Origin of the sequence: Sphingobacterium cellulitidis (genome assembly GCF_043187465.1) — a bacterium.
Classification (GTDB): domain Bacteria; phylum Bacteroidota; class Bacteroidia; order Sphingobacteriales; family Sphingobacteriaceae; genus Sphingobacterium; species Sphingobacterium cellulitidis.
This window is the reverse complement of the sequence record NZ_CP171136.1, coordinates 31076-56436: the sequence shown is the minus strand read 5'-3', so window position 1 is coordinate 56436 and position 25361 is coordinate 31076. Positions and strand designations below refer to the sequence as shown.

General features: G+C 37.5%; 20 protein-coding genes. 8 read left to right on the top strand and 12 right to left on the bottom strand.

Annotation, left to right across the window (positions count from 1 at the left end):
• The 5 genes from ACF3OC_RS00290 to ACF3OC_RS00270 all read left to right on the top strand — a co-directional run bounded on the left by ACF3OC_RS00290 (position 1) and on the right by ACF3OC_RS00270 (position 5228).
• Complete coding sequence (locus ACF3OC_RS00290) at positions 1-873, top strand: SDR family oxidoreductase (RefSeq protein ID WP_094258617.1); 873 nt, start codon at positions 1-3, stop codon at positions 871-873.
• A gap of 2 nt (positions 874-875) precedes the next feature.
• Positions 876-1526, top strand: coding sequence for a hypothetical protein (locus tag ACF3OC_RS00285; protein WP_094258618.1), 651 nt, complete (start codon positions 876-878; stop codon positions 1524-1526).
• 35 nt (positions 1527-1561) lie between these two features.
• Complete coding sequence (locus tag ACF3OC_RS00280; RefSeq protein ID WP_094258619.1) at positions 1562-3301, top strand: phospho-sugar mutase; 1740 nt, start codon at positions 1562-1564, stop codon at positions 3299-3301.
• Positions 3301-3843 carry an NUDIX hydrolase gene (locus ACF3OC_RS00275; RefSeq protein ID WP_094281237.1) on the top strand — a complete coding sequence of 181 codons (543 nt, stop codon included), beginning with the start codon at positions 3301-3303 and terminating at the stop codon, positions 3841-3843. The genes ACF3OC_RS00280 and ACF3OC_RS00275 overlap by 1 nt, the downstream gene beginning before the upstream one ends.
• 71 nt (positions 3844-3914) lie before the next feature.
• Positions 3915-5228 carry a nicotinamide mononucleotide adenylyltransferase gene (locus ACF3OC_RS00270; protein WP_094281235.1) on the top strand — a complete coding sequence of 438 codons (1314 nt, stop codon included), beginning with the start codon at positions 3915-3917 and terminating at the stop codon, positions 5226-5228.
• Between the two features lie 51 nt (positions 5229-5279).
• Here ACF3OC_RS00270 and ACF3OC_RS00265 read toward each other — a convergent pair whose 3' ends face one another.
• The 7 genes from ACF3OC_RS00265 to ACF3OC_RS00235 are packed head-to-tail and all read right to left on the bottom strand — an operon-like array spanning position 5280 to position 15314.
• The gene (locus ACF3OC_RS00265; protein WP_256962553.1) at positions 5280-6104 is read right to left on the bottom strand and encodes an N-acetylmuramoyl-L-alanine amidase; all 825 of its coding nucleotides are present in this window, start codon (positions 6102-6104) and stop codon (positions 5280-5282) included.
• Between the two features lie 23 nt (positions 6105-6127).
• Positions 6128-6880 carry a DUF1080 domain-containing protein gene (locus ACF3OC_RS00260; RefSeq protein ID WP_094281233.1) on the bottom strand — a complete coding sequence of 251 codons (753 nt, stop codon included), beginning with the start codon at positions 6878-6880 and terminating at the stop codon, positions 6128-6130.
• A 46-nt stretch (positions 6881-6926) separates the two neighbouring features.
• Positions 6927-7850, bottom strand: a complete 924-nt coding sequence (locus ACF3OC_RS00255) for an endonuclease/exonuclease/phosphatase family protein (protein WP_094281231.1) — start codon at positions 7848-7850, stop codon at positions 6927-6929.
• A 6-nt stretch (positions 7851-7856) separates the two neighbouring features.
• Entirely contained in the window at positions 7857-9368 is a 1512-nt protein-coding gene (locus tag ACF3OC_RS00250; protein ID WP_094281229.1) for an endonuclease/exonuclease/phosphatase family protein, read from the bottom strand.
• A gap of 11 nt (positions 9369-9379) precedes the next feature.
• Positions 9380-10228 (bottom strand): metallophosphoesterase family protein, encoded by an 849-nt coding sequence (locus ACF3OC_RS00245; RefSeq protein ID WP_392470633.1) that lies wholly within the window; start codon positions 10226-10228, stop codon positions 9380-9382.
• A gap of 10 nt (positions 10229-10238) precedes the next feature.
• Positions 10239-12038, bottom strand: coding sequence for a RagB/SusD family nutrient uptake outer membrane protein (locus ACF3OC_RS00240; protein ID WP_392470631.1), 1800 nt, complete (start codon positions 12036-12038; stop codon positions 10239-10241).
• 27 nt (positions 12039-12065) lie between these two features.
• Entirely contained in the window at positions 12066-15314 is a 3249-nt protein-coding gene (locus ACF3OC_RS00235) for a TonB-dependent receptor (RefSeq protein WP_256962551.1), read from the bottom strand.
• A 265-nt stretch (positions 15315-15579) separates the two neighbouring features.
• On the opposite strand from ACF3OC_RS00235, the gene ACF3OC_RS00230 reads away from it, so the two are divergent.
• A complete protein-coding gene (locus tag ACF3OC_RS00230) occupies positions 15580-16179 on the top strand; it encodes a TetR family transcriptional regulator (protein WP_094258692.1) in 600 nt (199 codons plus the stop codon).
• Here the strand turns inward: ACF3OC_RS00230 and ACF3OC_RS00225 are convergent.
• Both ACF3OC_RS00225 and gcvP read right to left on the bottom strand, forming a co-directional pair.
• Complete coding sequence (locus ACF3OC_RS00225; protein ID WP_392470628.1) at positions 16174-16440, bottom strand: hypothetical protein; 267 nt, start codon at positions 16438-16440, stop codon at positions 16174-16176. The two genes, ACF3OC_RS00230 and ACF3OC_RS00225, sit on opposite strands and share 6 nt — an antisense overlap.
• 98 nt (positions 16441-16538) lie before the next feature.
• Entirely contained in the window at positions 16539-19412 is a 2874-nt protein-coding gene (gcvP, locus tag ACF3OC_RS00220) for an aminomethyl-transferring glycine dehydrogenase (RefSeq protein ID WP_094258629.1), read from the bottom strand.
• Positions 19413-19890: 478 nt separating this feature from the next.
• Between gcvP and ACF3OC_RS00215 the strand changes: the two genes are divergently transcribed.
• Positions 19891-20805, top strand: a complete 915-nt coding sequence (locus ACF3OC_RS00215) for a dimethylarginine dimethylaminohydrolase family protein (RefSeq protein ID WP_094281224.1) — start codon at positions 19891-19893, stop codon at positions 20803-20805.
• Position 20806: 1 nt separating this feature from the next.
• A complete protein-coding gene (gene ctlX / locus ACF3OC_RS00210; protein ID WP_094281223.1) occupies positions 20807-21718 on the top strand; it encodes a citrulline utilization hydrolase CtlX in 912 nt (303 codons plus the stop codon).
• Between the two features lie 16 nt (positions 21719-21734).
• On the opposite strand, the gene ACF3OC_RS00205 is transcribed toward ctlX, so the two are convergent.
• The 3 genes from ACF3OC_RS00205 to rimO form a co-directional block, all read right to left on the bottom strand.
• A complete protein-coding gene (locus ACF3OC_RS00205; RefSeq protein WP_218823976.1) occupies positions 21735-22337 on the bottom strand; it encodes a Crp/Fnr family transcriptional regulator in 603 nt (200 codons plus the stop codon).
• Position 22338: 1 nt separating this feature from the next.
• Positions 22339-23928, bottom strand: a complete 1590-nt coding sequence (gene bshC, locus ACF3OC_RS00200; protein ID WP_392470625.1) for a bacillithiol biosynthesis cysteine-adding enzyme BshC — start codon at positions 23926-23928, stop codon at positions 22339-22341.
• A 94-nt stretch (positions 23929-24022) separates the two neighbouring features.
• The gene (rimO, locus tag ACF3OC_RS00195) at positions 24023-25357 is read right to left on the bottom strand and encodes a 30S ribosomal protein S12 methylthiotransferase RimO (protein ID WP_094281220.1); all 1335 of its coding nucleotides are present in this window, start codon (positions 25355-25357) and stop codon (positions 24023-24025) included.
• Between the last annotated feature and the right edge of the window lie 4 nt (positions 25358-25361).

Sequence of the window (25361 nt, the reverse complement as noted above, 5' to 3'; positions counted from 1 at the left end):
ATGGCAGTACAAGGTGCTCTACAAGAAAATGCATTGAAAGGCAAGACCATTGTTGTTACGGGAGGTGGTACAGGTCTTGGCAAAGCTATGTCAACCTATTTCTCAGAGTTAGGGGCGAATGTGGTTATTAGTAGCCGTAAGTTGGATGTATTGGAGGAAACAGCGAAGGAGATTCAAGCAAAAACAGGTAATCCAGTTTTACCAGTAGCCTGCGATATCCGTCATCCCGAAGAGATAGCCCTATTAAAGGATAAAGCTATTGAGATTTTTGGGCAAGTAGATGTTTTGGTAAATAATGCTGCGGGGAATTTTATTTCACCTACAGAACGTTTATCAGCAAATGCATTTTCAACGATTATAGATATAGTATTAAAGGGAACAGTAAACTGTACGTTAGAGTTTGGGAAACATTGGATTGAAAAGAAACAAGCGGGAAATGTTTTAAATATTGTAACGACCTATGCTTTCACGGGTTCAGGTTATGTTGTTCCATCAGCGGTGGCAAAAGGCGGGGTTGTGACCTTGACAAAATCCCTTGCTGTAGAATGGGGGAAATATGGCATTCGACATAATGCGATTGCTCCGGGGCCATTTCCTACGAAAGGGGCTTGGGATCGGTTACTTCCGGGGGAATTAGCCCAAAAGTTTGACTTCAAGAACCGCGTTCCGTTAAAACGCGTTGGAGAACATCAGGAATTAGCAAATTTGGCAGCGTTCTTGGTGTCAGATTTTGCAGGTTATATCAATGGGGAAATAATTAGCATTGATGGCGGAGAATGGTTGCAAGGAGCTGGGCAAATGAATGGGATGGAAGCCATTCCTGCGGAAATGTGGGATGCTATAGAACAGACTATCCGGAAAAACAATAAATAATCATGATTAAAAATTACAGTTTAGGTCTACTGGCGTTTATTCTGCTTTTAGGATCTTGTAATAACTCTTCAAAAACCGCATCGGCGGAACAGGACACAGTAACGCGAGCAAGTTTGAATAAACCCGAAGAGATCCAACAGATTTCTGAGGTGATTACTCGATTTGCAAGAGCATATTTAAGTCAAGACAATGAAAAGGTCAATGCGTTGATTCATCCAGAGCACGGCTTAGCGGTGATCTATCGTCCTGGAGTAATGGACGACTTCAAATTGGTTGATAGTTTTGACATTCGGAACCCTGTTCCGGCGCATTATCCGTATACCACTTTTGAAAATGATAAGACCCTAACCTTTGAGGCCTTACCAGAGTTCCAATGTGACACAGATAAATGGACAAAATATGGCTTCATGAGTGATACAACCAAAACAAGTGTAACTCACTTATTGGATACGATCATGAAATATCAGGGAGAATATAATGAGGTAAAATACGATGAAGCTACATTGAAGAAAGTCTCTATATTAGAAGATGGAAGCTATAGGGTAATTTTAAACCCTACGGATGAACACTTCTTGATTTTTCATGTTAAACAATTTGAGGGGTCATGGTTTGTCACCCTACTTGACAGATCCTATGGCAACTGTGATGCCTAGCATTTTATAATTTTAATTTCAAAAAATCCAACCATATGGGTACTCTAGATAAAGAAACACAAGCAAGAATTAGTCAGTGGCAGTCTGAGGAATATGATCAAGATACTGTTGCGAAAGTAAAAGGATTAGTTGACAATAATGAAGAAACTGAGTTATTGGATTCTTTCTACAAGGAATTAGAATTCGGTACGGGAGGCCTTCGCGGAATCATGGGAGTTGGTTCCAATCGAATGAATAAATATACGATTGGAAAAGCTACGCAAGGTTTGGCAAATTATTTAATCAAGCAATTCCCCAATCAGGAAATTAAAGTAGCGGTTTCATACGATAGCAGAAATAACTCACAAGCCTTTGGTAATCTAGTGGCGGATGTTTTCTCAGCGAATGGCATCAAAGTTTATTTGTTTGAGGAACTAAGGCCAACGCCAGTACTTTCCTTTGCTGTACGACATTTTAAATGTCAGGGTGGGGTAATGCTTACGGCATCCCATAATCCTAAGGAATATAACGGATACAAGGCTTATTGGAATGATGGTGGGCAGCTTGTTGCACCTCATGATAAAAATGTCATTACAGAGGTGAATGCCATTAAATCTGTAAAAGATATTAAGTTTGAAAGAGTAGATAAGAATATAGAGTTGGTGAAGGAAGATTTTGATCAAATCTATATTGATGCGAATTTAAAACTGAGTATTCATCCTGAGGCTGTAAAAGCGCAAAAGGATTTAAAAATAGTTTATTCACCAATCCATGGAACTGGGATTACAATTGTTCCAAAAATGTTGGAGGCATGGGGTTTCCAGAATGTTCAGGTAGTAGAAGATCAAGCGAAACCTGATGGTAATTTTCCAACGGTAGTTTATCCAAATCCGGAGGAGGAAGAAGCGATGTCTAAGGCGATGGCTAAAGGCCAGGAAATAGATGCGGATGTGGTAATGGCGACTGATCCAGATGCCGACCGCGTAGGTGTTGCAGTAAAACTTCCTTCAGGAGAATTCCAGTTAATCAATGGAAATCAAATTGGTAGTTTGCTGACCTATTATGTATTATCCAGCAAAAAGGACCTAGGTCAGTTGAAAGCTAATCAATACATCGTCAAAACGATAGTTACCTCAAATTTATTCTCTGATATTGCGAAATCATTCGATGTAAAAAGTTATGAGACCTTAACTGGTTTTAAATTTATTGGCGAAGTGATGACAGAACTTGAGGGCAAGGAAACTTACCTAGTTGGAGGGGAAGAAAGTTATGGTTTCTTAGTTGGTGATTTGGTGAGAGATAAAGATGCGGTTAATTCCTGTGCATTTATTGCCGAGATGACGGCATATTTCAAGAATCAAGGCAAGTCACTTTATGATGTCTTATTGAGCTTATACCTAGATTATGGTTATTATAAGGAGAAATTAATTTCATTAACCAAAAAAGGAAAAGCTGGTGCAGATGAGATTAAGCAGATGATGGCTGATCTTCGTGCTAATCTTCCAAAAACTTTAGGTGCTATTGAAGTTGTTGAGGTAAGGGATTATGAAACTAGCGAGGCAACAGATATGGCCACAGGAAAGAAGACAAAGATTGATCTTCCGAAATCAGATGTCTTACAATTTATTACCAAGGATGGGGATGTGATTTCTGCTCGCCCCTCAGGTACTGAACCGAAGATAAAATTCTATTGTTCCGTTCGCGAAAACTTGGAATTTACTTCAGAATATGGTCAAGTATCGAATCGATTGGATGATAAAGTAAGGTTAATGATGGCTGATATTGTAAAAGATTAATGGAAAAGTGGAAAACAATTAATTCAAATTATATTATTCAACGTCCTTGGGCGACTCTGCGAGTTGATAAGCTAGAGATGCCCAATGGGAACATCAAAGAAGAATATTACGTTTTAGAGTACCCGACCTGGGTAAATATGGTGGCCTTGACGGAGGATAATCAGATAATTTTTGTCAAACAGTATCGTCATGGAGCTGGGCAAATTATGGTTGAGCTTCCTGCGGGAGTTGTCGAAGAGAATGAAGATCCTGAAATTGCTGCGAGAAGGGAGTTATTAGAAGAAACGGGTTATGCATTTGATCAAATCACTTACGTTTGTGAGTTGTTTGCAAATCCTGCGACCTCAGGGAATATTACTTACACCTATCTGTTAACTGGAGGAAGACAGGTACAGGAGCAAGACCTAGACCCTTCTGAAGATATTGAAGTAGTTTTAATGGATCTGGAAGAAGCGAAACAGTTTCTTTTTGAAAATAAAATAGGTCAGGCATTACATAGCTCGGCACTATTCTACACCTTAAAAAAGTTAGGCAAGTTATAAGCTTGCCTAACTTTATTCTTTCTACCCAGAGATCTACACAATTATTGACGCTGTTTTCGTACCTTTGCCGCATGGCAAGAGAAATTTACGAAACCAAGCGCAAAGCGCTAAAAATTAATCTTAACGCTGATATTTATGGCACATTTGCTGAGATTGGAGCCGGACAGGAAGTAGCTCGTAATTTTTTTGAAGCAGGCGCCGCATCAGGAACAATTGCAAAAACCATTTCTGCATACGACATGGCTTTCTCGGATGCCATTTATGGTATTGAAGAGTCAGGGAGATATGTAAGCCGTACGCGGTTAACCAAAATGTTAGACCATGAGTATAGCTTATTAACCGAACGTCTTCATGGAGAGAAATACAGTAAGAAAAAGTTCTTCGCCTTTGCCGATACAGTAACTACCTTAAATTTTACTAAAACAAATGAACCTCATGGCTGGATTGGAATCAGATTCCAACATGAAGTCGATGGTCCAACCAACGATATCATTATCCACGTTCGTTTATTAGATAGTGATAATAGATTACAAACAAAGGTCTTGGGAATCTTAGGTGTGAACTTGGTGTTTGCTGCTTATTATTACTCGGAGAATCCGCAAACCATGATTGAATCCTTAGTAGACAACCTATCAATTGGTTCTGTTGAGATTGATTTGGTGAAGGTTTCAGGGCCATTATTTGCGAAGGCAAATGAGCGTCTATTGAATTTATATTTGATTGCTAAAGGCTTCTCAAAAGCTGCGATTTTTAAGCCAGATGGCAAGGCTGCTCAAATCAAGGACTATCTTTATAAAAAGAATATTATTATTCTTCGCACAAAATACCGTCAAAAGTCCAACCCGAACTTTGACCTCTTTAACCTTGCGGTAGAGGAGTTTCTAAAGAATACCAAGGCAGTTCCTGAAAACACAGTGGTGTTGATTGAGGTCTTGATGGGGAATGTTTTGGATGAAAATAGTGTCATCTCCGATGAGGATTTAATTTACTTTGCAGAACGTGCAGAATACCTATGTTCCACGGGAAATAATATCCTAGTTTCGAACTTTAGAAGAAATAATCATCTAGCGGAGTTCGTTCAGACCTTCAAACCAAAACATGTAGGCATCGCGACGAATACAGCAAACTTGAAAAACATCTTTAATTCAGATAACTATAACAAGGAAAACTATACAAACGAATTGTTGAGTTATATTTCAGGGATGTTTAGCAAGAACGTAAAATTATATGCTTATCCATATTTGGATAAGAAGAGTGAGAAAATCATTACAACAAAGAATCTTCCAGTTTCCGAAGAAGCGAAACCATTATTTGATTTCTTAATCAATAACCGGTATATCATCGATATCGAAAACTATGATGAGAAGTTTGTAAAAACAGTATAAAAAACGAAAGGGGCAAAATATTTTGCCCCTTTTGATTTTGATAAGTTTTTCTTACAAGTATTTCTTAAAGATGGAATACAAAATCTTCATGTCCTGCTCAGTGAGTACTGCATTATTAGCATCCACTTGGATATAATGTTGTTTAAATCCTTTGATTGCTGCATCTAAGTTTTTCACATCATAGCCAATAATTTTCAATGCTAGTTTAGGGTCAAATCCTACTGGAGGAGTCTCTAAGAACTCATCGTACCAAAATCCGAATCCTTTATCAGCGAGAACTTTCCAAGGGAACCTTGAAGGGTCATTCTTCCGTGTTGGAGCATAATCCATGTGGCCAATAAAGTTTGCTTGTGGGATTTTATAGGTTTCTTTCAGATAAGCAAGTAATTGGACCAAGGAGTTGATCTGTATATCTGGCCATGGGTCGCTGATTCCATTATTATCCAATTCAATTCCAATTGAGGAAGAGTTCAAATCGGTATCATTTCCCCACTTTCCTAATCCAGCATGGTGTGCTCTATAAAGGTCATTTACCATTTGGACAATTTTTCCATCACGACCAATCACGTAATGTGAGCTTACGCCTACTTTTTGGTTGTGGAAGGTCCGTACAGTTTGATCTAAGTCCTTTTGTGCAGTATGGTGAATCATAACATAGTTAGGTTTGCGAATACCGAAATTGGTGGATGCAATCCATTCCTTGTCATTGGACACAATTTTTTCTAATTGCCCTTTAACCGGAGCTTCCTTATATATTCCAGAAAACTCTTTTGCTTTCTTTTTATAGACTTTTTCAGTACTGGCATACTTACCTCCGGCACAGGAGCTGGCCAAGGCAGCAATAGAAAAATAAATAATATACTTTTTAATCATCATAATCTTTTATCCTCATTAGTAGATTACAGGGGGTCTACAACAAACTCTGGTCGATCCATTCCAGGTTCTAATTCAATAATCTGAAGATTTCTGAATTCCATTTTTGCACCCTCTGCCTCTAGACAAAGATAACCTTTTCGCTTGGACGCAAGACGAATGCTATTAACGAATTTTCCATTAACGGCCAATTTCACCGTTCCATCCACACAAACTACGGTATACTTATTCCATTGCCCTACGCCGAGGCATCTATTTTCCAAGGATTTGCTTCGTTCTCCTCTAGGATTATCGGGAGATGCTGTCATGCCACCTGCGCCGAATAATTCGCCATGAACGTAAGCAATTGGTTGTTGTTTTCCATCGACAGCATTGATGTTTATCCAATCCAGCTCCAACATCTGCACTTCCATACCCATAGGAAGTCTAGAATTAGGATCAGCTTTGGCATCACACCAAACAAAAATTCCTGAGTTTCCACCTTTTTCCAAATGACGCCATTCGACATGCATGATAAAGTTCTCATACATTTTTTCTGACCGCACCACTCCTATTGGGTTTCCACTATTTTGTAGGAGTTTACCTTTGGCTTTCCAAGTGGTATCCGATGTATTGACATCAATCCACTGAATTGGTTTTCCCTTTCCTTTGGAATTCAAGATAGACTCATCAAAGCTTTTCTCTATTCCAAACTGAAACAACTTCTTTTGAGCTTCAGCCAATGGAGTCCCTAAAAAGAATAGTATTAAAAGAATGAATGCTGATAGGTTGGTTTTCATAATCGATATAAGATGTATTTGAAAACCTAAAATAATAAAATCTTGCTTAAAACATCATATCCATCAACACTGCACGATGGTCAGTAGGCCATTCAGCGATTACCAGATCTGCGGCATCAGCTTTCTCACCCACTATTTTAGCGGATTTCGCCTTCACTTTCTTATTGGCAAATATTAAATCAATACGGTCATATACTTCGTTTTCGATAGATCCACCGGGAATGGATGTCCAGGTATAGGAAGGTCTTTTTTGGACATTCTTGTAGAGCTTACGGTAAGCATCATAGAATCCATTCTCTAAGAGTAAAGATGTGCTTGGCCATTTTACAGAAAATGTTAATCTAGGATCGTTTCTTTTTTGAATGGCTGATTTGGTCCAGTCATAGTAGCTTGGCTCATTAAAATCGCCTAAAATGATGGTAGGTAAATTCTCGAAACCTTTTAAATCTGCAACAACAGATTGGATTTGTTTTCCCCTGGAATTTATTGCCGATTGAATAGCCGATTGTTCATCCTTCAGCTTAGAATCAGCGATATCATAAGGTTCATAGGGATAGGCTGGTAAATGTACATCCGCAACCAAGAGGATATTTCCATTGATGTCAACTTTTAAAACCTGGGATTTATCATCCTTCAATCTACTTAAAGGATACTTACTGATTACTGCCCTACTCTTGTCAATAACGATGCAATTCCAGCCAAGACTATCTGCCAGCAATTGTGCTCGCGAGTGTTCGCCGAATTTATAGCTGGTTTGTTCCTGGAAAGCGACAATATCTGCCTTAGTGGTTCGAATAACCTGCAATTGATTTGCAATGCTTTTTTCTTTAGTAAATCCTGAGCCATCACCTCCAACCCAGATATTAAAGGTCAATACTTTAAAATTGGTTTTGGAGTAAGCTATGCCAGTATTAAATATTAGGGAGATTATCAGCAAGAAGAAGCTGTATTTAAGAATCGTTTTATTCATAACAAATTAATTTAATAGTTTAAAGGTTGTCACAACCGCAGCATGGTCTGATGGATATCGAACTTTATGGGATTCAATTACCTTGGAATCCAGGGTCCGGAGCTTATTACCTTTTACAAAAATATAATCAATACGGTCTTGATGAGTATTCGGGTTGATTGGGGTCCATGTTATTCCACGGTCCTTTTTCGGGTTTTTATAAACCTGTCGATAAGTATCTTGAAAACCCAAGCTATCTAAAAATAAACTTGTAGGGAAAGACATAACATATCCTGCATTTAAATCCTTAACACTATTCACCCAATCCAAATGCGATCCTGAATTGAAATCACCACCCATGATAATCGGATAATTAGCATTTTCAATAAATGGTTTCAAGCTAGAAGTAATTCCTTCCATAATTTTCTTGTTTCCTTCTTGTAGTGTCTTCCAATTTTCTAGATCGATCTTATTTCCTTTATCAATCTCTGCCCAGTAATCTAGCGGATAGTTTAACCAGACAGAGGAGATTACGATCTTTTGGTCTCCCACTTGTATCAAGGCATTCCCATTGTTAAAAGCTTTATAGCTAGGCAAGGTTTCTTCGATTGGGTATCGGCTCATTATGGAAATATTGCTACTTCTCAGATAAAAATAATATCCTAGTTCATCTGCTATTCTGGGCCCTGACCCATAAGTTTCTTGCATGGTGACCACATCGGCCTTACTCTCCTTAATGATCTCTACAATCCTTTTATAACCTATGCTTTTTCCGGTTTCATTGCCTCCATGCCAAATATTATAAGTCATAACCCGAAGGCTATCCACTTGATGAGTTGGGGTTTGATTTCTTTTATTCCGGAATTTAGAATAATAATTCTGGATATCATTCTTAGACAAAGCGTAATCAAAGATTATCAGGTCATCAATTGTACCATTAAAGGTTTCCCATTCGCCTAAATCGCCTTTCTCCTCACCGCCGACCTTCAAAATGACTGACTCTGCTCCCAACTTAGGAACTAAGCCCTCCAGGGAATAAATAGCGACTTGTAGATCATTATAATAGAGTGCTATCTCCTGTTTATCGGCATTGTAGCTGCTTGTTAATAAGTTCCAATCCTTGACAATCTGCTGTCTATTTGGTCCGGGTTTATAATCTAAAGCATAATCAGCTTTTACGACTTCCCAAGCCCAGGTGTGATTTGCTTGTTTATTAATTTTCCAGTTAATGGAAGTGGAGTCTGAATATCTTACAGTTAGATTTAGGATATTATAATTTTCAAAATCAGCATCTGCTTTTACCCAAGTGCTGATAGTAAAGGAATCTTTCCATTTTGTTTTGTCCAACTGATACTGAATAGGCTGACGATTTTTAGCACTTATGGTTAAGTCCAATGCTTTACCAGTCAAGCCATTGATCAGTCTATCTGAGGACATTTGATCAAAATCCTCTGTAAAGATAGGCTTGGTCTGTCCAAAAGTAATATTGTATTGTAAAGTGATTACAAGGACAAAACAACAAATAAAAAGATTCCTCATGTTTTTTGATCTTATTTTTTTACTACCTCCCAGCCATAATCAACATAATCCCAGCTGAAATCATTTCCATTGATATTTACTTGCAGATAACCTTCCTCAGTACCATGGAAATTTCCTCCCCACCAATTTGCACTGATTGCACCTGCAGTGATATATTGCACACCTCTAACTTTGATTTCCTCATACAGATGTTGGTGTCCCTGTAAAACCAATTTTAAATTATGCTTGTCAAATAAACCACGGATTTCTTTTTGATTAACAAAAGTATCAGCGTCAGTATAATAACCTTCTAAGACTGGGTAATACAAGGATAAAAATGGAACGTGGCTAGAAACAATAATCGGTTGATCGGAAGGGGTTTTTGCCAACTCGGATACAAGCCAGTTTTTCTGGGTATCCGAAATGCAGTATTTATTATTACAAATCTCCGTGCTGTTCAAGATAATGAATTTCCAGCCTTTGTGTTCGAAGCTATAGTAAGTCTTTCCAAAATAACTGCTAAAAAGTCCCGATCCATGTTCACCATCAGAATGCCAATAACGATCATGATTACCAATGGTGTAGAACCACTTCAAGCCCGAATTGCTTACAATATCTTTGTAGCGTTGGAATAAGCTTTTGGCAGCCTCTAGGTTTTCAGCCTTCATGGCATCCACATCAGCATTATCACCACCCGTAAGGACAAAGTCCACTTTATTCTTTTTTGCAACTGTAATGGCTTGTTCTAATCCCTTGAAAGAGTTTGAGGCTTCATCTTTATTTAAGTGTAAATCTGTAAAATATCCGAATGAGAATTTCTTTTGAGCTTGAACAAAGGTTGCGCAGATGATTAATACGGATAATAAGAATAGTTTTTTCATGAACATTAAATTATTTCCAACCAAATGGTTGTTTAAGATTAGGGTTTAATAACATTTGAACTTCCGGAATAGGTCTATAGTAATACATTGGTTCAATAAAATTACGTTTTTTGATATCAGTAACCATTGTACCACCTGCGGTTCCATTTGATAAATACACGCCCGCAGTACCATCAAATTTACCAATAGTATAGTAAACCAAAGCTACTCCCAGAGAATTCTTTTCACGATCTGTAGGGATAGTTTGTCCTTCTGGGATCAACTTGATATCAGGAACACCATCACCCGTTAAATCATAGTTTCCTACAGAAGGGAAATACATGCCTTCTGGAATTTTTTCCAATAATTTTCCAGCATTCCAACGCATGATATCATTGTAACGTCTATTTTCAAAAGCGAATTCCACCCGTCTTTCTCTTCTGATTTCTAAAATGACGCCTGTATTGGTTCCAGTTACCTTAGGGAAATCTGCTTTTAATTTTGGGTCCACATTTCCATTGGCTGTTGATAAGATTAAATCGGGCATTCCAACGCGCTTGCGCACTAGATTAACAGAATTATCTAGATCAGCTTGAGTCAAAGTTCCCAGTTCAGCTTTTGCCTCTGCAAACATCAATAGAACATCGGCATAACGATGAACAGGGAAGTCAATGCTGTTGTATACATTTTGGTCAGCACTATTGACATAACCTTTTCTTTGATGGTATCCAGTGAAGTTTTTATTCAACCGTTGCACGTAAATGGTATTTCCCGGTTGACGGGTCCATTCAGGATAAATAAAGGTTTGGCTAAGCCTAGGGTCGCGATCCTTGAACTCTTGAACAAATTCTAATTTTGCGTAATTAGGAATATCTGTAAACCTTTTACCATCCTTCATTAAATAGGTTTGAAGAAGGTCTCTAGAAGGCGATTGTTCGTAATCGCCAAATACTACACCATTCACATTTTGGGTAAGGTTTTTCCCTTGGTCAAAAGCTACAAAAAGAATTACCTCTTTATTGTTGGTTAAATCTAATGATTCGAACAATGCTGCATAGTCATCATTGGGCTTTCCAGTAGAATGTATGCTATATTTTGCTGATTTCATTATTTCTTGAGTTGCTGTTTCAGCAATCTTTAGAAAATTATCAGCTGTATTTTTTAGGTTCAATTCATCGTGATACTTACGATAGGTCCCCTCATGGAGAGCGATTTTTGCTTGCATCAGATACACGGCCCATTTGCCAGGAGTTCCTGTAGGCACATTTTCGCGGACATTCTTCACAGCAAAATCCAAATCTTCCATCACTTTGGTCATCACTTCGGTTCTGGAATTTTGGGGATTCTTTAATGCTTCGTCAGTTGGGTTTAAAGTAACATCATACCAAGGGACATCAGAATATCGATTCACCATGTTCGAGTAGAAGATTGCACGATAGTACCTTGCCAATCCAGCGTAATGATTTTTCACATCATCCGCAACCTTTGCACGGTTATAATTCTCCAAGAAATAATTTATATCTCTAAGTCTACCCCAAGACCAACCTCCAGTAATTGTCTGTGAAGAAGGATTTCCTGTCATCATGTTCTTTATTTCTACGGCTGCGGTTGTAGCGGCATTATCCGTAGACTGGTCATTCAAATAAGAATTTCTATTGGGTAAACTAAGCAGCCCGTTCATATAAAGGGCCAAATCTTCTTCGGTATTGAAGAACACCTCAGGGGTAACAGAGGTCTGAGGAAACCTGTCCAAAAAGTCCTTTTTACATGCGCTAGTTAGGCAGAGTAAAGTGGCTAATGGTATATAATATAGTGTTGATAAACGTTTCATAGTAACTAAAATTTAATGGTCGGTCTACTAAAAATCTAAGTTGATACCTGCGGCGATTTTTCTTTGGAAAGGATAAGCCCAAGCACTGTTATCTGTATTATTGTTGATAGCCTCAGGGTCAACATATTTCTTGACTTTAGAGAATTCAAAAATATTTTCACCAGTAACAAAGAATCTTACTCTACCGAGTTTCCATCTTTCAATAATATGATTTGGCAAGGAATATCCTAAGCTGATATTCTTTATCCTAACATAGGCTCCATTCAATAAATATTGGGTATTAGGAATTGCTAACCCTTTTCCATCATTTGCATCTGCCAACCAAGATTGCAATACCGGGTAAGAAGAATCATGATTTTCATCTGCTAATCCGGCGGCAATATAAGAATCGGAGTGTTTCGCTCGCTGTTCTGGAGAATCAGAAGTTTCGCGATAGAAGTCTAAATGCCAAGGGTAAATATTTGCATACGGTTGTTGATAAGGCCCCCAGAACAAATAATGGCCAGGATAGAAATCTCTCTTCAACACCCCTTGTAAGAATACAGAGCCATCAAATCCATTCCAATCCATACTTAGGTTGAAACCAATTCGAAGGCGATCTGAAGTATTCCCGATGACCTTACGGTCTTTCATATCCTTTTCAGTCAGACCTAATTCAATCTTGCCGTTACCATCCAAATCTTCAAATTTTGGCCAGCCATTTACAATACTCAAGGCTCCCCAAGGGACAATTGCGGATTCATCTAGGGCATCTATTTCGGCTTGGCTCTTAAAGAATCCATTTCCTACAAGTCCATACAATGCTCCGAACTCATATCCTTCGAAATAATCGGATAATAGTCTTTGGTCATTTTGGAATTTTGTGATATGTGCTCTGGAATCAGATAACACGACTTTTGCATCAAAACGGAAAGGTTTTGCGGCGATATTAAACTGATCTTTATAATTGACAGTTAGCTCCCAGCCTTTTGTTTTCAGATCTGCGGAATTTTGTCTAGGAACATTTGTTCCTAAAACGCCTGGCAATTCTTGTCCTCTGGTTAACATCCCGGAAGTTTCACGGATGTAATAATCAAAACTAGTAAAGAATTTATCGTTAAAAAGGCCGATATCAGTACCGAAGTTCAAGGTTGAAACAGTTTCCCAAGTGTAAGTATTCGGGTCAATGGTCAGCGGTGGAGCTCCGTTTATTACCTGTTGTTGAGTTCCATTGATAAGATATCCGGATAAACCTGTTCCCATGGTTTGGATGTAAGAGAAATCTCCAACACTTTGATTTCCGAGGCTACCGTATGAAGCTCTAAACTTCAAGTTTGAAAAAGTAGGTTTGAATTCTTCGAAAAAGGCTTCATTACTTACAATCCATGCTCCTGAAATTGATGGGAAGAATCCCCAGCGACTTCCTTTAGGGAACCTTGATGAGCCATCATAACGACCAGTTGCCTCTAGGATATATTTATCATCAAAAGTATAGTTTATCCGACCAAATGCACTTTGAGTCGCATAAGAACTATACGCTGCATTAATTCTTTGTTCACCATAGGTCAAGGCTAAATAAGGCAAGGTTGATGAAATTAACTTGTCTCTATAGGCAGTTGTGGTAGAATAGATATATTCTTCCTGATTTACCCCTAGAGTTCCACTTAGTGCGTGTTTTCCAATTTTCTTATTGTAATTCGCGTATAAGTTAAATACATCATTAACAACTTCCCCTCTTCTATCCTGCACATATCCGTTACCACCTTCTTCCCTGACATCATTGGGTCCATATCCAATTTTATATTTATTTGAATGTTCTGGATAGCGCCAATATTCGCGTTTGAAACTTGCGTCAGCAGTAACTGTTAAATCTCCATTTAAAAATGTTCCTACCGCATTGAAGATATTCTGAAAACCAAACATGTTTTCATTTCTCTTACCTCCATCAACCATTCTCGCTGCTAATCTACCCGCAGCATTATTTCCCCACGTTCCATCTGGATTCTTGATTACATCGGTTGGTGTCAAGTAATAGATATCCGTTAGGCTGGCATTTGGCATGTCACGATTGGTTTGATAGATATTCATATTATTATCTACTCTTAACCAATTTAGAGGCACAAATGAGAATCTACTGCGGATTCCTTTTCTTTGCCAATAATCGGATGCTAATTTGTTCAATCCATTTTCTTTAGTATAATCGGCCGATAAATAATAGTTTAAGGGTTTATTATTCACTTGGGCGCCACCAGAAAATGTCAATGAATGTACATGGGAGAAAGAAGAGTTATGGAGGAAAAAGTCATTCCAGTTATTACCTCCCATATAGGCCCAAACATTAGGGTCATCTGGGTTTACTCTTACATCTGGCAATGAAGGGTCATTAGACCGATCTTTTGCCCATTTATAATGCTCTTCACTATAATTCACATAATCCCAAGGTGTGTTGTCGGTTGAAATTTCCAACAATCTCGAGAAGATGTAAGGGTCTGTAATTGCGTCAGGCATTTCAGTAGGTCGGCCCCAAGCGGTTGTAACATTGTAGCCTACAACTTGCTTGCCTTGCTGACCAGACTTTGTGGTAATTAAAATGACTCCGTAGGTCGCTCTTGCTCCATATATTGCAGCAGAAGCAGCATCTCTCAAAACCGTATAAGTTGCGATATCATTAGGACTTAACCTGATCATATCCCAGGTGTCGGAAACTGGAATACCGTCAATAACGATTAATGGGCTACCACCGTTAATTGAAGTTGTTCCCCGGATGTTAATATTAGGGATTCCGCCTGGGCTACCATTGCCGTAAGTAATATTTAGACCGGGACTTGCACCTTGCAGTCCCTGCATAATATTCGTTACCGGTCTTGATTCAAGCTGTTTACCAGATATTTGATCGACAGCCCCTGTCAGATTAATTTTCTTCCGGGTCCCGAAACCAACGACAACGACTTCATCCAGGTTACTGGCATCAGTTTCCAACTTGATATTCAGAACATCACCGGGATTACTTACAATTTCTTGAGTTTTATAGCCCAATGATCTGAAAATAATGGTTGAATTTCTGGAGATCCCGTCAATTTTAAATTTACCATCATCTGAAGTAGATGTGGCTTTGTTTGTTCCTTTTACAATTACACTCACCCCTGATAGATTATTACCATCAACATCCGAGACATGACCAGTCAAGGAATTCTCTTGGGCCATGAGGACAAATGGAATAAACCAAACAAAAAATAAGAGCAGAATTTTGCTCAACATGCTACATGCTGATTCTTTTCGAAAATGGTTAGGTTTCATATTTAAATTAATTGAATATTCATTCAAAATACAAAAGTAATTAGGCAATGTTAATACAATGTTATTTTAAAATAAAAAGACTTTTAAGTTTATGTGGGTTGCCATTTATATGGATGGCATATTGGTTATCTGATTTTCAGTAATGCTCTCTAAATTAGATGAAAAATATATTTTTTCAAATATTTTTTATCAAAATTCAAAAATATCTACTGATATTAGGTCTACAACAAATAAATTGAACAGTCATTCAAAATATAATCGTAACATGGGCAGAAATAGTATTAAAGATGAGCGTCGGAAAGAGATAATTCAAAAGTATTACTTGGTTGCAAAAAAGGAAGGATTAGAGAATACCTCGATTGCAAAAATTGCTTCTGAAATGGAGATTAATCCGAGTCTTATCATTCATTATTTCAAGAATAAAGAAGAGCTCAATTATGCTTTAATCGATTATATTCTAGAAAAGTATCTGGTTATATACAAAAGACAAAAATTGTCAGGCCAAGACCTAAGAGGCTATTTAATTGACCTTATCGATAAATTATTTTCAAAAAAGTGGAATGCTCTTTTTAATGATAGCATATTCTATAGCTGCTACGCCATGGGCTTTCGGGACAAAAAAATAAAGGGGAAATTCAAAAGGCTACATGATTCTTTGCGGGTGCACCTTGCTGAGGTATTAAATAAATGTAAGGAGGCAGGTATTGTAGATATAGAATCTGCGGATGCTACAGCAGATTTAATTTATGTTTTGGTGGATGGAGCGTACTATTATTTAAGCTTGGTATCAGAGAAAGAGGAATACGAAACCAAGTTAAATATTCATCGAAATTACGCTTTTAGAGCATTAAAACTAAAATTATGAGACAATCTCACTTTTATCACCACGCTTCCAATAGGGTTTTAAAAGGCCATATAAAGCAATGATGATCCACATAGAGTTTGAGGTAATATTCGGCATGTCATGAAAGTAAAGTGCGCTAATAACTAAACCTGTTCCACCCATAACATTGATTCCCTGGTAAATCCAGGAATCAAACATGACAGTTTTAGTGTTTAATAGCAAAAAGCCTATTGTACAACAAGCGACGCCTATCCAACCTATAACGGCTACAACATTTTCCATTCCCATAATCAATTGGTAATTAGTATAAACGAATATAGCCTTTACTCAGCAAAATAGAGTAAAGGCTATATAAACTTATTTTAATTTTACTGTTGTTGTTACATTTCTGCGTAAGCTTCCATTGGAGGGCAAGAACAGATTAATGTTCTATCACCTTGAGAATCATTAACACGACCAACTGAAGGCCAGAATTTATTAACTCTTAAGTATTCAATTGGATAAGCAGCTGTTTGACGTGAGTAAGGTCTATCCCACTCATCACCTGTAACAACTCTTGCGGTATGTGGCGCATTTTTTAAGACATTGTCTTTTTGGTCAGCTTCAGCATTTTCAACTGCAGCGATTTCAGCACGGATGCTGATTAATGCATCACAGAATCTGTCTAATTCTGCTTTTGATTCAGACTCAGTTGGTTCAACCATTAAGGTTCCAGCAACAGGGAAAGAAACTGTTGGAGCATGGAAACCATAGTCCATTAAACGTTTTGCGATATCCGCAACTTCGATTCCTACATTCTTAAATCCACGACAATCCAAGATCATTTCGTGAGCACAACGACCATTAGCACCGGCATATAACACAGGGTAGTGTTGCTCTAAACGCGCTTTGATATAATTAGCATTTAAGATTGCTTTTTTAGTAGCATTTGTAAGTCCATCAGGTCCCATCATCGCAATATAAGCATGCGAGATCACCAATATGGACGCTGAGCCAAATGGAGCGGCAGAAACGGCAGAAATTCCTTCTTCACCAGAGATTTCTACGATTTCATGGTTAGGTAAGAATGGAACCAAGTGTTTTGCAACACCGATAGGACCCATACCAGGACCTCCACCACCGTGAGGAATACAGAAGGTTTTGTGTAAGTTCAAGTGACAAACATCAGCTCCAATATAACCTGGGCTAGTCAACCCTACTTGAGCATTCATATTCGCACCATCCATATACACTTGACCACCATTTTCATGGATAATATTACAGATCTCGATAATTGGTTCTTCAAATACCCCGTGAGTAGAAGGATAAGTAACCATTAAAGAGTTTAAGTTAGCTGCGTGTTCAGTAGCTTTAGCTTTCAGGTCTTCAACATCGATATTTCCGCGTTCATCACATTTCACGACCACTACTTTTAATCCAGCCATTGATGCCGAAGCAGGGTTAGTACCGTGAGCAGATGCAGGAATCAAACAGATATTTCTATCGAAATCGCCACGGCTATGGTGGTAAGCACGAATAACCATAAGACCAGCATATTCACCTTGTGCACCAGAGTTAGGTTGGAAGGACATCTTTGCAAATCCAGTGATTTCACACAACCAATCATTCAATTCATTGATCAATTGCATATAACCTGAGGTTTGATCAGCAGGAGCAAATGGATGTAAACCACCAAATCTAGCCCAAGTAACTGGCACCATTTCAGTCGTTGCATTCAATTTCATTGTACATGATCCCAAAGGAATCATAGAATGACACAATGAAAGGTCTTTTGCTTCTAAAGACTTGATATATCTCAACATTTCACTCTCAGAGTGGTAGCTGTTAAATACAGGATGTGTTAAAAATTCTGAAGCTCTTTCTAAATGCTCAGGAATGGAAGTTCCTAATTCGTTTACCAAGGCATCCATATCCACATCACTAATTGTTTTGCCTTTCACTTTAGCAAATACCTTAACGATCGTTTGGATATCTTCAAAGGTAGTTGTCTCATCGATGGAGATACCTACAGTTCCGTCTTCGTAGTAGAAGTTTAATTCATGATTTAATGCTTCGCTTTTCAAACCACCAACTTCATTTCCTAAATCGAAACGTAGCGTATCAAAATACGATGCATTTACTTGCTTGTAACCTAGAGATTGGATTGCTTTATCCGCTAATTTTGTTAAATCATTGATGCGTTGGGCGATGTTTTTAATTCCCTTAGGTCCATGGTATACAGCATAAAAAGATGCCATAATAGCTAATAAAGCCTGGGCAGTACATATGTTTGAGGAAGCTTTATCTCTACGGATATGTTGTTCACGCGTTTGTAGAGCCATACGCAATGCATATTCACCGTTAGAATCAGAAGTAACTCCAATAATTCTTCCCGGGATATTACGTTTGTAAGCTTCTTTCGTAGCGAAGAATGCTGCATGCGGGCCACCAAATCCCATTGGTACACCAAAACGTTGCGAGTTACCAACGACTACATCAGCGCCCCATTCACCCGGAGGAGTTAATAGTGCTAAAGACATCAAGTCTGTAGCTACACAAACGGTAATTTCTTTATCATGAGCATACGCTGCAAATTCTTTATAATCATTTACAGTACCATCAGCTGCAGGATATTGAACGAAAGCAGCAAAAACATCGTCCGTTAAATTTTCAACAGTCAGGTCTGCTACACGGATTTCAACACCAAAAGGCACAGCTCTAGTTTGTAATACATCTAGTGTTTGAGGATATACATTTGGAGTAACCAAAAACACATTTGCGTCTTTGTTTTTACGCGTACTGTACAACATAAACATTCCTTCAGCTGCTGCAGTAGCCTCATCCAATAGGGAAGCATTTGCAATTTCAAGGCCTGTTAAATCTGAAACCATTGTTTGGAAATTCAACAATGCTTGCAAACGACCTTGAGCAATTTCAGCTTGGTAAGGAGTATATTGAGTATACCATCCTGGATTTTCAAATACATTACGTTGGATAACACCTGGAAGGATAACATCATTATATCCTTGACCGATATATGATTTGAAAACCTTGTTTTTTTCTGCGATTTGAGCAATTTTCTCCAAATATGCAACTTCACTTAGAGCTGCAGGAAGTTTTAAACCTTCTTTTTTACGAATTTGTGCTGGAACAGTTTGTTCGATTAATTCATCCAATGAACCAACTGAAAGTACGTTCAACATTTCCTCTACCTGCGCAGAACTTGGACCATTATGGCGATCCTCAAATTTTTCTTGGTAAAATACGTTACTCATTTTAAGAATTGATTGTAACTTTTGAGACTGATTAACTATCTGTTATCCAAAATATTTCAATAGATTTTCTTTTAGAAATTTTAGATGTGCAAAGATACGCTTTTTATAGGTAATTTTTAAAGCCAGCACCTATGAGGAAACTTTTATTATCACATCAATCGATTGCATATTTTTTTGAATATCGATTAACAATACTAGAATAAATTTAGAATTGTAATAGCTTTTCAGCCCATTCATTTTAAATGAAACAATTTAAGGTTGAAGAAGCTTCTGAAAAGAATATGGTCAATATGACTTAACTATTAAAAAAACTTCAAATAAACTTTGAAATCATTCCATTTTCTGCATTGAACCCCCTCTTTTTAATGTTTTTATCCCACAATTACCGTCTTAAATATTAAATATTTACAATAATTTTTTCACTTATATTTAAAATCAGAATCTTTGCTAATTTAGGCTGAATCAATTAATAAATTATATGCTTAAATTAAACGTGAGGAATGAAACCAATCGTTTGTCTGCTGTCATTCTTGGCATTGCAAATAACAATGGTCCAACTCCAACGGCCCAAGATGCTTATGACCCCAAATCTTTAGAACATATTCTTGCTGGAACCTATCCAACGGAAAGCGATATGTTGCATGAATTAGAGTCCTTTAAACAGGTTTTGTTGAAATATGGGGTGGAAATTTATCGCCCAGAAACAATCAGTGATCTAAATCAAATATTTACTCGTGACATTGGCTTTGTCATTGATGATTATTTTGTAAAATCCAATATCCTCCCCGATCGTGCACAAGAATGGGAAGCCATATTGTATATTATCGATCAAATTGATCCGGATAAGCTAATTACTGCACCAGAATACATCCATATTGAAGGTGGCGATGTAATATTATGGAAGGACTATATCTTTATTGGAACTTACACCGCAGACGATTATTCTCAAATCAATACTGCTAGGACTAATATTCAAGGAGTAGAATTTATAAAAGAGAAATTTCCGGAAAAGACGGTGATGGGCTTTGACCTAATTAAATCCATGACCGACCCCAAATCCAATGCTTTACATTTGGATTGTTGTTTTCAGCCTATTGCGGAGAATAAGGCAATTATATATCCAGGTGGCTTTAGAAACCCTGAGGATTTTCAATTTTTACTTGAGCTATTTGGCGAAGAAAATGTCTTTCAGATTACAGCTGATGAAATGTATCAAATGTTCTCTAATGTTTTCTCAATTTCACCGAATGTTATTGTGAGCGAAGAGCGGTTTACGAGGCTGAATAACTGGCTTCGAGAGCAAAATATTATAGTTGAAGAAATCCCTTATCACGAAATAGGAAAACAAGAAGGCTTATTACGCTGTTCTACATTACCATTAATAAGAAAATAAAATGCAAACTACCAATACAATCCTGATGGTCAGGCCTTTCTATTTCCGTAGAAATGAGGAAACTGCTGTAAACAATTTTTTTCAAGCCGAAAATGAAAAAACAGACCGACTATCGGATCTGGCCATTACTGAATTTGACAACTTTGTAAAATCACTTAAAAATGCTGGGATCAAAATCTTGGTTGTTCAAGATTCAGGCAAATTAGATACTCCAGACAGCATTTTCCCAAATAATGTCATTTCATTTCATGTGAATAAATGTATTCTGTATCCCATGTTTGCTGAGAACAGAAGGAATGAAAGAAAACTAAATTATATCGGAAAGTTGGATCAACTTGGAAAGCATTATGAAATTATACAAGACTATACGCCTAACGAAGAACAAAAGAAATTCTTAGAAGGTACAGGCTCAATGATCTTGGATCGGGTTAATAAAATCGCTTATTGCTCCTTATCAGAAAGGGCAAATGAGGAGTTGTTTCATATCTTCTGTAAAGACCAAGGCTATAAACCAGTGGTTTTCCATTCAACCCAAATAGTGGGGGATCTGCTATTACCAATTTATCATACAAACGTTATGATGTCTGTGGGTACTAACTTCTGTGTTATTTGTTTAGAGACAATTAGAACTATTGAAGAAAGGGAACTTGTGATTTCTCAATTGAAAGCCACTGGAAAGGAGATCATTGAAATTACAGAAGATCAGATGAATCATTTTGCTGGAAATATTTTGGAGGTAAAGAATATTGATGGGGAACCAATCATCTGCATGAGTTCTCAGGCATTTGAAGCTTTTGAGGATGAGGAGATAGAATTACTGGAACAACATGGATCAATCGTCCATGCGCCACTGTTCAGTATAGAAAAATATGGTGGTGGTAGTGCCAGATGTATGATGGCTGAGGTTTTCTAGTTAGAAAACCTCAGTTTTAAAAACTATCTTTTGCGATTTCTCTACGAACTCGGCTGAGGCTTTCTGGTGTAATTCCCAAATAAGAAGCAATCATCCATTGCGGCACCCTAAGCAACAAATTAGGGTATAATTCCATAAATTCTAAGTAACGTTCTTTTGCCGTCATGGCTAGCAAGGAATTTATTCTTCTTTGCAGATAATAGATACTTCTCTGCAAGGACCGCTCTGTGAACATCGCAAAATCAATACGCAATTTGGCGGCTTCAGTAAAGAATTTAGGATGCAAAAACACCACTTTGCTAGGTTCAATAGCTTTGATGTAATACAATGAAGGTTCATCAAAATAGACGCTTGAGCGATCTCCCATTAACCAGTTTTCAGGAGCAAATTGAAGAATATGTTCAACTCCTTTTTCGTCCAGGGACAAGAACTGCAATAATCCTTCTTCAACAAACAAAAAATGCTTACAAACCTCCCCTGCCCTTAGAATATATTGGTTATGAGATAATTCTCGGAATTCAAAAAAAGGGAGTAACTGCTCAAAATCACTCTCGGTTAAAAAAGCCTTTTCCGTATAGTATTTATAGAAATTGCTTTTCAATAACACTTCCATTTTCATATTAATATAGTATAGTGAATTTGAAATCTAATGGATTGAAATTCTTGACTAAATCAGGAATTAAATCATCTCCGTGTTTTAAATATAATTCAGCAAAATTCTCAGTCCGCTCTTGCAACCCACCTCCGGGAAACAGCTTTTCCTTAATTCTATCTATCTGAATTAAAGCATCTTGATGATTCCTTTTTTCTGCTTTTAATAATTTCTTTTCTAAGTTGTTGATGGCTTTTTTAAGCCTTGCCTTTACCGCATCTGTGCTTGGTCCTAAGCTAGGGTCAATCTTATGGGTCCTTAATTTTATCTTTCCAAAAATAGCATTGAATTCCATCCATTCATCCTGGAGGTTCAACCTATGCTTGGTAATACGCTTTACGTAATCCTTTTTAAGAGTTTCTGATGGCTTGAATATGCTTTTAAAGGTAAAGTCTAACCTAAAGATCTTACCCGCTAATTGGTCATCCGTAATCAATGCGGAATTCCTTGGAATCAAGATAGGGAACTCTACTTTGTATTGATCAAAATTCGCCTTTAATTGCAACCAATAAACAATTTCTGCACCTCCTCCTATATATGCTAGATTAGGTAAAATCAACTCTTGATACATTGGTCGCATCACGACATTAGGACTGAATCTTTCTGGATGATCATGAATCTCCTTTTTTAATTCATCCTCACTGAAATAAAGATTCTGATGCAAAACCTCATATTTCCCGTCTGGTGAACGAACAATCCTTTCACGAAAATCATCTGTCAAATAGAAAAAATTGATTTCACGAGCATGAACTTGGGTCGCAAAACCCAGTTCTAATAACTGCTCTGAGCTCTTTTCAATCGCTTTGAAACTCTTTTCTTTCAAAATATCTTCCTCCATAATCGGAGCAAATAATTTTTTAAGACCTTTTCTATCAGCATCAATTATTACGAGGCCATATTGCTTGAACAAGGAGTTCACAAAAACTCTCGTGGCATCAGCGAGACTCAATTCCTGTAAATAGGCATCACTTACAAGATCTGTAAGTACGGTGGCATTTTCAGAAAGACCGAAAGTATTACAATACTGTTTTACAGTATCGACTATACTTGCGGTGTCCATTCTACCTGTTGCTGAATGAGATTCAACATCCCAAGAGATCTTTTTACCAAACGCCTTCGTGTGATTGATTTCTTCAAAGTCATGATCTTCGGTTGCCATCCAGTAAACAGGAACGAACTCATGTTCTGGAAAAGCCTTTTTAAGATCTTCAGCCAGCTTAATTGCGGTAACTATCTTGAAGATAAAATATAATGGGCCTGTAAATATATTTAATTGGTGACCGGTTGTGACCGTGAAAGTGTTTTTATCCTTAAGTCGGATAATATTTTGAGCAACCTCTGGAGAAGAGGCTAATAATTCAGCATATTGATCACTCAAATTTTGAGTCAAAATTTCTCTATGAGCGAAATTTTTCTTTTGGCTAATTTGATCCTTAAAACCATTTAAATCAGGCTTATTCCCATAAAATGCAGCCAGCTGCGGATTATGGCTTAAATAGGCTATTAAGGTTTTGGAAAAACTATTAGTGTCGCTGTAATCAATATATGTGGCTTTCATCTACCTCTTTTAAACTTTTACAAATGTATAGGCATTCAGTATACAAAATACAAAAATTTAAAAAAAGCACGACTACTTGCCACAAAAGTTATAGTTATTTGACAATGTTGCCATACAGATCAAAATCTTCAGCCCGGTCTACATGTACTTGTACAAAGTCCCCTATTCTAGCATAATTTGATTTTGCCTCTAAAACGACTTCGTTATCAACCTCTGGAGAATCAAACTCAGTTCTTCCAATAAAATAATCACCATCTACTCTGTCGATCAATACTTTATACGTATTTCCAACTTTTTCCTGGTTTATTTCATATGAAATTCCTTGTTGAACTTCCATAATTTGGTCAACCCGATCTTGTTTAACTTCTTCCGGAACATCGTCTTCCAAGTTATGAGCATGAGTTTTTTCCTCATGTGAATATGTAAAACAGCCCAAGCGATCAAATCTTGTCTCTTCTACCCATTCCAACATCTCTTGAAAATCTTGTTCTGTTTCACCAGGGTAACCACAGATTAAAGTAGTTCTCAAGGCGATATCAGGAACTTTATCACGGATTTGATTTACCAGATCGATTTGCTTTTGCTTGCTAGTTCCGCGACGCATAGAAGTCAGCATGCGATCAGAAATGTGTTGCAACGGCATATCTAAATAGTTGCAAATATTAGATCTTTCGTTCATTGCATCCAGGATATCCATTGGGAAACCCGAAGGATAAGCATATTGCAAACGAATCCAATCAATGCCCTCAACGTCTGATAGATGACGTAATAAATCAGATAAATTACGTTTTCCGTAAATATCAAGACCATAATAAGTAAGATCTTGAGCAATCAAAATAAGCTCTTTAGTGCCATTTGATGCCAAAAACTTCGCTTCCTTAACTAAATCATCAATAGATTTAGAAACATGCTTTCCGCGCATTAAAGGTATTGCACAAAAAGAACATGGACGGTTACATCCTTCTGCAATTTTAAAATAAGAAAAATGGGAAGGGGTAGTTAATAGTCTTTCGCCAAGTAATTCATGACGATAATCTGCCCCTATGCTGGAAAGTAATTCTGGAAGATCATTGGTGCCAAAAAAAGCATCAACACTAGGAATCTCTGATTCTAGTTCAGGCTTATATCGTTCCGACAAACAGCCTGTGACAATAACTTTATTAACCTTGCCTTGATCTTTTAATTCTGAGAATTGAAGAATGGTATCAATAGATTCTTGTTTCGCATTATCAATAAATCCACAGGTATTAATAACAACGATATCGTTAGCTTGGATATTGGAAGCTTCGTGGACCACCTCCATCTGATTACCTTTTAATTGGCCCATCAGAACCTCACTATCGTGAATATTTTTTGAACAACCTAGAGTCACCACGTTTACACGAGGTTTCACAAAGCTTGTTACTTTTTTTGCTTGTTTTGTTTTCATATTA

Bases quoted from the DNA above. Each gene is read 5' to 3' on its own strand.
- ACF3OC_RS00290 (WP_094258617.1), top strand. From the start codon at position 1: ATGGCAGTACAAGGTGCTCTACAAGAAAATGCATTGAAAGGCAAGACC.
- ACF3OC_RS00285 (WP_094258618.1), top strand. From the start codon at position 876: ATGATTAAAAATTACAGTTTAGGTCTACTGGCGTTTATTCTGCTTTTA.
- ACF3OC_RS00280 (WP_094258619.1), top strand. From the start codon at position 1,562: ATGGGTACTCTAGATAAAGAAACACAAGCAAGAATTAGTCAGTGGCAG.
- ACF3OC_RS00275 (WP_094281237.1), top strand. From the start codon at position 3,301: ATGGAAAAGTGGAAAACAATTAATTCAAATTATATTATTCAACGTCCT.
- ACF3OC_RS00270 (WP_094281235.1), top strand. From the start codon at position 3,915: ATGGCAAGAGAAATTTACGAAACCAAGCGCAAAGCGCTAAAAATTAAT.
- ACF3OC_RS00265 (WP_256962553.1), bottom strand. From the start codon at position 6,104: ATGATGATTAAAAAGTATATTATTTATTTTTCTATTGCTGCCTTGGCC.
- ACF3OC_RS00260 (WP_094281233.1), bottom strand. From the start codon at position 6,880: ATGAAAACCAACCTATCAGCATTCATTCTTTTAATACTATTCTTTTTA.
- ACF3OC_RS00255 (WP_094281231.1), bottom strand. From the start codon at position 7,850: ATGAATAAAACGATTCTTAAATACAGCTTCTTCTTGCTGATAATCTCC.
- ACF3OC_RS00250 (WP_094281229.1), bottom strand. From the start codon at position 9,368: ATGAGGAATCTTTTTATTTGTTGTTTTGTCCTTGTAATCACTTTACAA.
- ACF3OC_RS00245 (WP_392470633.1), bottom strand. From the start codon at position 10,228: ATGAAAAAACTATTCTTATTATCCGTATTAATCATCTGCGCAACCTTT.
- ACF3OC_RS00240 (WP_392470631.1), bottom strand. From the start codon at position 12,038: ATGAAACGTTTATCAACACTATATTATATACCATTAGCCACTTTACTC.
- ACF3OC_RS00235 (WP_256962551.1), bottom strand. From the start codon at position 15,314: ATGAAACCTAACCATTTTCGAAAAGAATCAGCATGTAGCATGTTGAGC.
- ACF3OC_RS00230 (WP_094258692.1), top strand. From the start codon at position 15,580: ATGGGCAGAAATAGTATTAAAGATGAGCGTCGGAAAGAGATAATTCAA.
- ACF3OC_RS00225 (WP_392470628.1), bottom strand. From the start codon at position 16,440: ATGGAAAATGTTGTAGCCGTTATAGGTTGGATAGGCGTCGCTTGTTGT.
- gcvP (WP_094258629.1), bottom strand. From the start codon at position 19,412: ATGAGTAACGTATTTTACCAAGAAAAATTTGAGGATCGCCATAATGGT.
- ACF3OC_RS00215 (WP_094281224.1), top strand. From the start codon at position 19,891: ATGCTTAAATTAAACGTGAGGAATGAAACCAATCGTTTGTCTGCTGTC.
- ctlX (WP_094281223.1), top strand. From the start codon at position 20,807: ATGCAAACTACCAATACAATCCTGATGGTCAGGCCTTTCTATTTCCGT.
- ACF3OC_RS00205 (WP_218823976.1), bottom strand. From the start codon at position 22,337: ATGAAAATGGAAGTGTTATTGAAAAGCAATTTCTATAAATACTATACG.
- bshC (WP_392470625.1), bottom strand. From the start codon at position 23,928: ATGAAAGCCACATATATTGATTACAGCGACACTAATAGTTTTTCCAAA.
- rimO (WP_094281220.1), bottom strand. From the start codon at position 25,357: ATGAAAACAAAACAAGCAAAAAAAGTAACAAGCTTTGTGAAACCTCGT.